At 67.4% G+C, this 10989-nt stretch carries 7 protein-coding genes and 4 pseudogenes; 2 read left to right on the forward strand and 9 right to left on the reverse strand.

From position 1 onward, the window contains the following. The first annotated feature begins 3 nt into the window (after positions 1 to 3). Positions 4 to 720 (forward strand): glycoside hydrolase family 12 protein, encoded by a 717-nt coding sequence (locus G412_RS0129245; protein ID WP_028815152.1) that lies wholly within the window; start codon positions 4 to 6, stop codon positions 718 to 720. Positions 721 to 800: 80 nt separating this feature from the next. Here G412_RS0129245 and G412_RS0129250 read toward each other — a convergent pair whose 3' ends face one another. The 8 genes and pseudogenes from G412_RS0129250 to G412_RS36515 form a co-directional block, all read right to left on the reverse strand. Beyond that, positions 801 to 2555, reverse strand: coding sequence for a cellulase family glycosylhydrolase (locus G412_RS0129250; protein ID WP_028815153.1), 1755 nt, complete (start codon positions 2553 to 2555; stop codon positions 801 to 803). 64 nt (positions 2556 to 2619) lie between these two features. Then, positions 2620 to 4134, reverse strand: coding sequence for a glycoside hydrolase family 43 protein (locus G412_RS0129255; RefSeq protein WP_051338682.1), 1515 nt, complete (start codon positions 4132 to 4134; stop codon positions 2620 to 2622). A 44-nt stretch (positions 4135 to 4178) separates the two neighbouring features. After that, positions 4179 to 4478 (reverse strand): hypothetical protein, encoded by a 300-nt coding sequence (locus tag G412_RS0129260; RefSeq protein ID WP_028815155.1) that lies wholly within the window; start codon positions 4476 to 4478, stop codon positions 4179 to 4181. A 98-nt stretch (positions 4479 to 4576) separates the two neighbouring features. Next, positions 4577 to 5107: pseudogene (locus G412_RS36505) on the reverse strand (SGNH/GDSL hydrolase family protein); the annotation flags it as partial. Positions 5108 to 5625: 518 nt separating this feature from the next. After that, a pseudogene (locus tag G412_RS0129270) lies at positions 5626 to 5799 on the reverse strand (ATP-binding protein); the annotation flags it as partial. A gap of 361 nt (positions 5800 to 6160) precedes the next feature. Further along, the gene (locus G412_RS36510; protein WP_244283292.1) at positions 6161 to 6784 is read right to left on the reverse strand and encodes an SGNH/GDSL hydrolase family protein; all 624 of its coding nucleotides are present in this window, start codon (positions 6782 to 6784) and stop codon (positions 6161 to 6163) included. A 10-nt stretch (positions 6785 to 6794) separates the two neighbouring features. Beyond that, a pseudogene (locus tag G412_RS41200) lies at positions 6795 to 7714 on the reverse strand (RICIN domain-containing protein). Between the two features lie 433 nt (positions 7715 to 8147). Further along, positions 8148 to 8900: pseudogene (locus G412_RS36515) on the reverse strand (transposase); the annotation flags it as partial. Between the two features lie 965 nt (positions 8901 to 9865). On the opposite strand from G412_RS36515, the gene G412_RS0129285 reads away from it, so the two are divergent. Beyond that, a complete protein-coding gene (locus tag G412_RS0129285; protein ID WP_157839189.1) occupies positions 9866 to 10540 on the forward strand; it encodes a DUF642 domain-containing protein in 675 nt (224 codons plus the stop codon). A 151-nt stretch (positions 10541 to 10691) separates the two neighbouring features. On the opposite strand, the gene G412_RS0129290 is transcribed toward G412_RS0129285, so the two are convergent. Further along, positions 10692 to 10989: IS5/IS1182 family transposase (locus G412_RS0129290; protein WP_028814333.1), on the reverse strand; the 298-nt coding region annotated here is incomplete at its 5' end.

Raw genomic sequence — 10989 nt, forward strand, 5'->3', positions numbered from 1 at the left:
ACCATGGTCAGAAGCACGATACGCAAGATCACCATGGCGGTGCTGGCACCGGCGATGGCTCTCGGTGCCACCGTCGGCCTGGCCTCCGCCCCCGCTTCGGCAGCAGTCTGGAACTCCTGCGACCGATGGGGCAACACCAGCCTGAACGGCTACAGGCTCTACAACAACATCTGGGGCTCCGGCGCGGGCAGCCAGTGCGTCTGGGCCAACTCCGGGACCAACTGGGGTGTCTGGGCCAACCACCCCAACACCGGCGGCATCAAGTCCTACCCCAACTCAACGAAAACGATCAACAAGACGATCGACTCCCTCGGCTGGCTCACCAGCAACTACAACGTCAGCGTCCCGTCGTCCGGCGCGTACAACACGTCGTACGACATCTGGGACACCGACCACCAGTACGAGATCATGCTCTGGGTCAACGACAACGGAGCCGTCGGCCCGATCGGCACCTGGCAGGCCAACGTCACGCTCGGCGGCCACAACTGGAACGTCTACAAGGGCAGCAACGGGTCGAATCAGGTGTTCTCGTTCCTGCGGACGTCCGACTCCAGCTCCGGCACCGTGGACATCAAGCCGATCCTCAACTGGATCGCCTACACCAAGGGCTGGATGTCCGGCAACGAGACCATCGGCGACGTCCAGTTCGGCTATGAGGTCACCTCGTCGTCCGGCGGACTCAACTTCAACACCAACAACCTGACCATCAACGGCGGCTGAACCCAACATCAGGGCCGAGGTCGGTCCGCGTCCTTCCCTGGACGCGGTCGACCTCGGCCCGCAGTGTGTTGCGCGGTAGGTCAGGAGACCGTGCCCGTGACCGAGCTGCCGGACTTGGTGACGTGGTAGGTGACGGTGGCGCCGCTGTAGAAGTGGAAGACCAGTGTCGCCGGCTCCCCGTCGCGGAGCGCGTTGAGGAATTCGGGGGTCAGGATGATCGCGCCGTTCCGGTAGTCGGGCGAGAAGGCCTTGTTGAACTCCTGGAAGGGGGTCCAGTCGGTCTGGCCGGCGTTGGTGCCGTCGGCGTACGTGGCGTGCATGGTCGCCAGGTCGTTGCCCCGGTACTGGGTGGGAACGGTGAACGAGCCGGTGGTGCCGGTGGCGTCCGACAGCGCCGGGACGTCGTTGGTGACGATGTCGATGTTCCAGGGCAGCCCACGGGTGAACCGGGCCTGGAGCGTCGAGTTGACGCCGTAGGCGCGGTCGCCGACCAGGCGGGTCAGCGCCTTGGCGGTGAAGGTCAGCCGGTTGCCGGAGACGGTGTAGTCCCGTCCCGCGGCCAGCTTGGTGGCGCCCTGCCACACCCCTCGGAACGTGGTGCCGTTGAGGTTCAGGGTGAGCGACTTGGCGGTGACCGGGCTGGACTTCGGCACGAAGACCTTGTCGAAGGAGGCCGTACCCGAGCGGGTCGTCCAGCTCGACTTGATGGCGGCGAACAGGGCCGGGTCACGCCACTCGAGGGTCTCGCGGTTCAGGTAGGAGAACGGGTCCCACAGGGCGGTGGTGATGCCGTACTTGCGTGCCCCGTAGCCGACATGCTCGTAGTACTTCAGTGCCTCGCCCCGCTCGACGCGGGAGGGGTGGAAGTGATTGGGATAGTCGAGCAGACCGTACTCGCCGAGATAGAGCGGGATGCCCTTGGCGACGAAGGTGTGGTGCAAGTTGGCGAAGGTGTCGTCCAGGTGCTTTTGCGCGGCGGCGTCGTAGTGGGTGCCGCCCGCGACGTTCACGCTGAACGGGTACCAGCTGTAGAAGTGCACCTGCGCCACGAGCTGACTGTCGTTCAGCGCGGCGATCGTGGTGTACAGGTTGTTCAGGTGGACCTGGTCACCGCTGCCGCCCGGCGTGGTCAGCGACAAGATGCGGCTCGCGTTCGCGCCACCCGAGGCGCGGACCACGGAGTGGAACGAGGTCTGCAGCTCGTTCAGGTAGTGGACCTTCTGGGCGTCCGTGGAGTTGGCGAAGCTCGGCTCGTTGATGCCCTCGAAGATCAGACTGCGCGGCTCGTCACGGAAGGTCGTGGAGATCTGGGACCAGGTGGAGTCGAACCGGGCCATCACGTTGTCGTGGTCGCTCGGGATCTTCTCTACCCACATCCACGAGTCGTGGTGGACGTTGAGCACGACGTAGAGGCCGCTGTCCTGCGCCCAGTCGACGAGCTGCTTGACGCGGGCCATGTAGGTGGCGTCGATGGTGTACGGCGCGGTGGCGGACTGGTGGTCGCTCCAGGTCACCGGGATGCGGACGCTGCGGAACCCTTCCGCGGCGATCTTCTCGAACGTCGCCTTCCTGGTCTGCCCGTTGCCCCAGGAGTCCTCGTTAGGGATGGCGTCCAGGGTGTTGCCCAGGTTCCAGCTCGGCTGCATCGCCGCGACCGCGTCCATGGCGGAAGCCGGAACACTGACCGCCGACGGTGACGCCTTCTTCGTGCCGTCGGGTGCGGCCAGCGCGGTGCCGCCGGTCAGCCCCAACATGACGGCCAGCGTCAGCAGCAGGGCGGCCAGGCGTCCTGGGCCCCGGCCGCGGTGCCGCGCGGGGTGCCGTATGTCCTTCATGTGTCATGCCTTTCGGTCGCTCGTGCGGGTGTGATGTGTGTCGTGGTGCGGAGGGGGCCAGGGATCAGCCGTCGAGGGGCTCGTAGTCGAACCAGTCGAAGTGGACGGTGCCTTCCGCGGCGTACATACCGATGACCCGGCCCGTGAAGCCGCCGGCGACCTCGGTCGACAGGTAGCGGCCGTCGAGGGCCGCGAGTTCGGTGAACGTGCCGTCGGGCTGCTCGACGCCGAGGGAGACGACGTCGGGTCCGGTGCACGGCCCGTGCGGAGACGGCGGTTCCGTGATCGTGACGGCGAGGACCACCGGCCCGGCAGGCACGGACTGTTCGGCCACGACCGCGCGCAGGGAGCCGACGCGCACGATGACCCGTACCTCCGTGCCGGACACCTCGATCGCGTAGTGGTGGTGCTCGTCGAGCCGGACGGCGAGGCCGCCGCGGCCTTCCGACGGGTCGGTCAGGGTCCGTGCCCGGCACGCGAGGTGCTGCTGGCGCCGGCCGGTGAACACCACGTCGGGCTCGTCCAGGGAACCGCCCCGCGCGCGCAGGGTCAGCCAGCCGGGGCGCTCCTTGGTGGTGCAGTGTTCGGCGGGCCGGTCGCGCAGGGAGATCCAGGACGGTCGCAGTTCGGCGAGTTCGAAGTCGTCCCGCTGCTCTTCGACCGGGCCGGGGGAGAGCGACCACGGGAGTTCGGGCAGGTCCAGGGCGACCTCGCCGACGACCGGCCAGTCGTCCACCCAGGTCACGGGTGCCAGGAAGGTCTCCCGGCCGAGCACGTGCCAGCCCGGCGTGCCGCCGCCCGGCCGTACGCCGAGCAGCACCATCCACCAGGAGCCGTCGGGGCCTTGGACCAGGTCGGCGTGCCCGGTGTTCTGGACGGGATGGTCGGTGCCGCGATGGGTGAGGATCGGGTTGGCCGGGCACGGCTCGAACGGGTCGGCGGGCGTACGGCCGCGGGCGATCGAGACACCGTGGCCGCGCTCGGTGCCGCCCTCGGCGATGAGCAGGTACCAGTAGGCGCCGATCCGGTACAGGTGCGGCGCCTCCGGGGCCTTGGCGCCGGGCCCGCCGGACCAGAGCCTGTGCGGTGTTCCGTACGTCTGCCCGGTAGCCGGGTCGATACGGACCTGCGAGACCCCGGCGACCGTGCACCAGCAGGTGCCGTCCTCGTCCCAGACCAGGTCGGGATCGATGCCGGGGACACCGGGCGCCCAGATGGGGTCCGACCACGGTCCGGCGGGGTCGGTGGCCGTGACGATCAGGTTGCCGCCGCCCTCGCTGCAGTTGGTGACGATCAGCCAGAAGCGGCCGTCGTGGTGGCGCAGGGTGGGGGCGTAGATCCCACCGGAGGACGACATGGAGGCGGGCAGACGCAGTTGGTCCGGCCGGTCCAGGGCGTTGCCGATCTGCGTCCAGTGCACCAGGTCACGGCTGTGGAACAGGGGGACGCCAGGGAAGTACTCGAAGCTGGAGCAGGCCAGGTAGTAGTCGTCGCCGACGCGGCAGACGCTGGGGTCGGGGTGGAGGCCGGGGATCACGGGGTTGGTGCAGCGTCCGTCCGGCCGGTGCAGAGGGGGCACCCGATGGGTCCTCTCGTCGATTCGTGATGCGGGCGTGGGGTGGTTCATGGAGCGCCGGGATCCGTGGGGGCGGTGATGCGGAGCAGGACGGCGGACGGCGCGGTGGGCAGGGTGAGGCTCAGCTCGGGCGTGTCGGGCGTCCAGGCGGAAACGGCCCGGCCGGCCGAGGGGTAGAGCAGGTCGACACGGGCGGCGGTGTCCCGCAGGTGGGGCAGGTGAAGCGCCGCCGTGGTGTCGGCTCCGGGGCGGCGCCAGGCGGTGAGGTAGGTGGTGGCGGGAGTACGCAGGGCCAGGGCGATCCAGGGGTCGTCCCAGGCGGGAAGGCCCAGTGGCCAGGACGGCACGGCGTGCGGCAGGTCGGCGCGGGTGGCCTTGTACGCCGCTACCGCCTCGTGGACCAGGGCGCGGGCCTCAGGCTCGAGTTCGGGAACGCGGCCGGAGAGGGGACGGCCTGGTTGTACGAGGCGCGGTACTGCTCCACCGTGCCGCTGGTGGACACGACCAGGGAGGCCACGAGGACGGTTGCGTCGGGGGCGGCGGTGGTGATCTGGTCGACCAGCGACTTCAGCCGAGCGGTGGCGGTGGAGGACTCGTAGTTCCCGTTGAGGTCATTGGTGCCGATCTCCAGCGTCACGACGTTGGGCCGGTAGCGGGTCAGCGAGGCGTCGACAAGTGCGGCGATCTGGTCGATGCGGTGTCCGGAGTGGCCTTCGTTGTCGGGGTCGGACATCGAACCACCCCGCAACGTGCCGACGAAGTCCAGCGGATGACCGTCCGCCGCGAGCTTGTCCCACAACGGACCCCGGTAGCCGTTGCCCGTACTGCTTCCCACGCCCCAGGTTATCGAGTCGCCCAACGGCATGACCCGTAACGGCGTGGTGGAGGCGGCGGAGGCAGGGGGCGCACCAGCCGCCGTCACCCCGAGCGCGGCAGTGACAAGGGTGATGAGGGGTAAAGTCCAAGGATTTCTCATTCAGGCGTCCTCTCAGGACGAGTGAGTGCTGAATCAACGGGGCTGAATCGCCGTTCGAGTGGGCAACTCGGCCGTCGTGCCGCCCGGTTGGCGTCGGCGGCCGCCCTGACGTACTGGCAGAACGGCCTGGCGGCGAGCCTCTTGCGCTGTGACCGTTGACAACACCGAGCCATCCGGTGTCCCGTCTGCCCCGGCCGTCCTGTACCGAGCGGCTTCGGCCTTGGGGTGGCCCCTCAAGGCGCACTCGTACAGATATCACGCAAATTCCTACCTGTACATCCCATGGATGCCACAATTTGGGGTCGGCCGCACAGGCGCGAGCTCTGCGCCGTTTCGTCTAGTCGTCGCTGCTCCGACGGCCCGCTCGCCGTTCTGTCCCTCTCCGACCCTGACTCATTAACATCCCATGTCTGGCTGCTGGTGTTCGACCCAGCCGATCGTGCCCGGCCCAGGGTCGGCTCCCCGTCGTGCTCGTTCCAAAGTGGCCGAGCCCGGCGATGGCCCGCCGGGCTTGGATCTCATCGCGGCTCGGGCTCGGGGAGGGTCTGTGCGCACCAGATCGTCTTGCCGTCGGTGGTGTGCCGCGTACCCCACCCCTGGGTGAGCTGGGCGACGAGCAGTAGGCCCCGGCCGCCCTCGTCGAAGGCGCGGGCCCGGCGTAGGTGCGGTGCGGTGTTGCTGGCGTCGGAGACCCCAAAGGAGACGAAGTCGACGAACCCCAACGGCCGCCGGACGTTCATCGCTAGCGGCAGCCCCGCCGGCCGGTGCGTTCCTGACCGCCGGGTGCAGGGCTGAGCGGGGGGCGGCGCCGACACACCGGCAGCGCGAGTAACGCGCGGCGGGGAGCCGGCCCGGCTCTGCCGCGCATCGTCGGACTCGTCGCGGTCGGCACGGGACTCGTCGCCGTCGGCGCGCCGGTATCCCTGCCGGTGCGCCCGGGCACGCGGCGCGGTGACGGTGGTCGGCATTCCCGGCCGCCGGGTCGAGCCGCAGCACATCAGGAGTCGGATGTCCCGTAGCCGGATCTGTGGTGCTCGTGGGCGGTCGGTGCCGTCACCGGCCCATCGGCAGACCGGCGACGAACGAGGTGAGCCGGTCGGAGATGACTCGGTCGTCGTGGGCCGAGTAGTGCCAATGGCAGCCGAGGAAGTCCAGGTCCGAGTCGTCGAGGAACCAGTAGCGAACCCGGCTGTCGCCGGCGTCGTCGCGCGCCTTGACCACCTGCTGGACCTGGCCGGCGAACTGGCCGGTGCCCACGGCCACGATGGTCGTGGCGGCCCCGTAGCGCGTCCGCAGGTTCTGGAGGAAATCGCCGTACGCGCTGCGGTAGGCGGCCGCGAGGCGGTCGGGCGTCCACGGCTCACCGGGGTTGACGGCGGTCGAGAAGTCGTTGGTGCCGAGGTTGACCACCACGAGCTGAGGGCGCCAGGTGCCCGGGTTCTGCCAGACGTCGCCGGACACGTTCAGCAGGGCACGATCGTAGAAGGTCCGGTACGTGACATCCGGCGAGCCTCCGTTGTAGTTACGCACCATGCCGAGACCCGAATAGCCGTTGATCTGGTAGTCGGCATTCAACTGCCGGGCGGTGAGGGCGCCGTAGCTCACGTCGGCGTTGGTGGTCCGCTTGACCTGGTCCGAGGTGCAGTCGCGGGAGGTCGAGAGGTTGCCGTAGCCCACCGTGAGGGAGTCACCGATGAACTCGATCTGGCGGTTGCGGGCCGTCGGTTTGCTCAGTACGGCACCGCCGGGCGCGGCCAGGAAGCCCCCCGAACGTGCTGGTGTCTCCTGGGGTGTCGTTGCGCTTGACGAGCCGGACGGTGTGCTCACGGTTCTGCAGCCCCTCGATCCAGTGCGTGGTGTCGCCGGGCGTGACGAGTGTGGCGACGGTGGTTCCGTCGACCTGGACGTCGTAATCGGCGGCCGAGTCATTGAGCACGATGCCCACGCCGGTGCCGCGGACGCGGCCCTCGAAGTACACGCCGGGCCAGCTGTACTGCACGGTGTTTCCGGCGTCCTTGACCCGCCCCGCGGTGTGCACCTGTGCCAACGCACCTGTAGCGGGGGCCAGTTGCCACTGCTGGTTGGCCCCGCCCCAGTCGGTGAACTGCACGACCTTGGCACCGTCCGCGGTGGAGGCGTTCTGAACCTCGACAGCCTTGCCGCTGTTGCGGTTGATCAGCCGGACGTAACCGTCCGACGAATCAGCCAGCCGGAACTGCTGGTTGACGCCACCCGCATCACCCCACTGCACGATGCCCGCATGGTCCGCGCTGGAAAAGTTGTAGACGTCCAGCACCTTGCCCGAGTGCTGCGCCTTCAACCGGTAGTAACCACCACCCGAGTCAACGAACTGGAACCCTGATTGGCCCCGCCATGACGCGCCCACCGCGACAGACCCGCCCCGTCGGCACCACTCGCACCCGACACATCGAGCACCTTGCCGCTGCCACGATTGACCAGCACATACCAGTCGTTCGTATCCACCGTCGCCGCGTGCGCCGCCCCGGCGGCACCGACCCCACTCAAAAGCGCCGCCAGTAAAGCGGTCACCGCGGCCAGCACCCCCGTACGCCCCCAACGCCCCCACCACGGTGCGCTGAATGTCATATGCATGCCATCTCTCTGCATTCGTGTCCCTTTCACTTGAGTGTGGCCGCCCGCCCTCGGGACACGCGCCTCGAGGCAGGCGCGCAGAAGTGGCGTGGCTGCTGTGCATGGGGGCGTCGCTTGTTCCGCATGAAGGTCCGTCATATCTCCCTGGGATGTCAACTGGCATGCAGGGATGAAAAGCATGGATTGGTCAGGCGATTTGCTCTACTGGCCAGCATTTGTCATGCATTACGACCAGTTAGACATGGCATGTCTGGCAAGCTTTCCTGGCTAGAGTCTGTCTCTTTGACCCGTGAGTCCCCTGGTGGGACCGATTGCTACCTTGACGGGACACCAATACAGCTGCTGACGCTGGTGGTGATCATGGTCGGCTAGCGCGCCACTTTAGACGGTGTCCGTTGTGAGGCAGATGAGAAGCTCCTATAGAGGGTCAAGTGGTCTGTGGGAGGGTTCGTGAGATGTGGATCACGTGAGGTAGGTGGCGGTAGATCTCGCGGGCGACGAACCGTTTCAGACAGCACATGATGACCATGCCCTCTGCGGTGCGTCGGGCGACGTACTCCTGGGTGCGCTGGTCGCATTTCATGCGGACGAGGACGATCGTGTGCAAGGCGTTGTTGGCCGCGCGGTCGCCGCTCCGGTTGAGCCGGTGGCGGTTGGTGCGGCCGGAGCTTGCGTGGACGGGGGCCGCTCCGCAGAGGTGTGCGAAGGCTGCTTCTGAGCGGAGCCGGTCGGGATTGTCACCCGCGGTCGTCAGCAGCTGGCCGGCGGTTTCGGGGCCGACCCCGGGCAGCGCGACGAGCCGGGGTGCGGCCTGGGTGACCAGCGGTCCGATCTCCTTGTCCGCGTCCTTGATCTCCTCGTCGAGCACTTGGTAGCGGCGGGCGAGCCGCCGGAGTGCTGTCCTGACCGCGCAGGTGGGGGCGTCGAGGTCGTCGGTGGGACGGGAACGGGCGAGGGCGTCGATCAACTCGCGTGCGGACAAGCCGCGCAGTTTGTCGCGTCCTTCGGAAGGGGCGGTGACGATGAGGGTGCGGATCTGGTTGATAGTCTGGGTACGAGCCTTGACCGCACTCTTGCGGGTCACGCGCAGGACCCGGATCGCCTCCACGATTCCGTCGCGGCTCTTCGGAGTTCCCGTGGCCCGGCCGGACAGGACCGCGGTCGCGGCCGCGTAGGCGTCCCCGAGGACAGGGCGAAAGCCCCGGGCCCACTCCATCGCGGCAGGTCAGGCAATCAGCAAGTCAGAGGGGGCATCCCACTTCCAGGGTGCCCCATCTGCATGGGCGCTGTCTCACCTTGAGGCGCCTCTGTCACGCCCGTTCCAGACAAGAGTGACGCCTCTCGGGGCACGTTCCAGGATCGGAGCTCCCATCCGATCCTTATATGCGACTTAATCACCCACATGAGTAATGCGCCGCCAACACGGCTCAATGTGCTGTCAATGTGATGGGGAAGGCATCGTGCGGGGGCCGACTGTACTGGGCCGCATCCGGTCCGGCGTTTGGTCCCTCCCCGCAGGGTGTACTGGGCTTCATGGAAGGCAGCACGATGCGCCGGTCCTCGCTCTCCACTTCCACTCTGACAACAGCGCCAGCCGGCCCCCGAGCGGACTCCGCCCGCAGATCAAGAACGCCAGTTGCTCTGGCAGCGATGTCCATATCGCGTCCCGTGCCAACAGCACCCATCTGCGGAACGCGGCTTCTTTGCACCCCGCCAGTTCTAACCGGGTCCTCCACAAACCCGTTTTTCAGCTTTTCGCCAACACGTAACGCAGCCCCAAGCGTCTTCATGGCCGGACTCTTGTCCAGTCGCCGGGCAACGGGTCTTAACGAGTCAACATACCGACGCCGTTGGCCTGGCACCCGAAACAAGCAGTGGTCTACCGCGCGGAACGTTCTCGCGTGCCGCCTCACGGACCTGCCGCGCGCGAGCACGCTTGTGCCCACTCCGCGGGCCGCCGCTGCACAGCTGTTCAAGACATTGACCTCGTGGGCGGTGCCGTCGTTCACCGCTGTAAATCACGACATCCGTTCGCAGGCAATGGACGGACCAGGAAGGAGGTGACCTGCGCGCGAAGGGTGCCCTGCCGCTCTGTGTCCGTAGTCAAGTGCGGTCCCCGACTGCCATCAGGTACGGGTCCGCCACGTGGAAAGGCTCAAAATGAACTCTTGCCCGAAGAACGCTCGTCAGCGGAAGCGCTCGGCGTCGTCTGCCGCAGCGCACGCCTGTGCGGCAGCTGCGGTGGCATTGGCCTTGGCGGCGGCGCCGGCCGCTCAGGCCGCGAGCGCCCAGCCTCCCGACAACGCCTATCCGGTGGAAGTCGTCAACGGCGACTTCGCCCAACCGCATCAGGTCGGCCAGTACACAAGTATCGCCCCCGCCACCGGCATTGAGGGTTGGACGCTCATCGGATCCGGGATCGACATGTACTCGGAGACCCTGTGCAACCGCGACGACGATCAGCAATGCCTCGACCTGAACAATCAGTACAGCCCAGGGGGACTGAGCCAAGTGCTCCACGTCACTCCGGGAGCCTGGGTCCACGTCAAGTTCGAGTCAACGCGGTCGATGTACGGCAGCTGCTACAACTGGGGGCCTAACGGCGGCGCCGTGCCCTTCAACGTCAAAATTGAAGGGAAAGAGCCGTATCGGGTAGACCCGCCCGCCCGCAGCTCGGCTCAGCCCGCCGTTTGGGAGTCGCACAACGTCTCCTTCCTGGCGACCAAGGCCACTCACCGCCTCACCTTCGAGTCCGTTCAGCGCACCCAAGGGACGTGCGGAGCGGTGATCGCCGACGTGAGCGCGTTCGAGGTGTACTGACGGGATGACGAGTGTCGGCAGATGACCCTGCCGACACTCGCACCAGTGAACGCGTTGCCGGCGGATGTGCTGAGGTGTTGGGAGCGGGTGGCGGCGACAGGTGACCAATCGCCATGGTCGAACTCCTTAGAGGTCGTTTCATCCTGTTGTTTCATCCTGGGATGCGGCTTTGATGTGCTGGTGTCGGGTCGCGCCAGGAGATGGTGTTCTCGCCGGTGAGGCGGCGGGCCATGAGGTCGGTCATGGCGAGGTGGATCATGGCTTCGGAGCGGTGTGGGTGGGTTTCGTAGTCGCGGGCCAGGCGGCGGTGGAGCATGAGCCAGCCGTAGGTCCGCTCGACCGCCCACCGCTTCGGGATGGGGGTGAAACCCCTGGTCCCGGGGGTGCGGGTGGTGATTTCCATGTCGATGCCGAGGGCGGCGGCATGTTCGACGAGGTGCTGGCGGTAG

The sequence above is a fragment of the Streptomyces flavidovirens DSM 40150 genome (assembly GCF_000429085.1).
GTDB classification, from domain to species: Bacteria; Actinomycetota; Actinomycetes; order Streptomycetales; family Streptomycetaceae; genus Streptomyces; species Streptomyces flavidovirens.

Coding starts and splice junctions, on each gene's coding strand:
- G412_RS0129245 (WP_028815152.1), top strand. CDS start 4: ATGGTCAGAAGCACGATACGCAAGATCACCATGGCGGTGCTGGCACCG.
- G412_RS0129250 (WP_028815153.1), bottom strand. CDS start 2,555: ATGAAGGACATACGGCACCCCGCGCGGCACCGCGGCCGGGGCCCAGGA.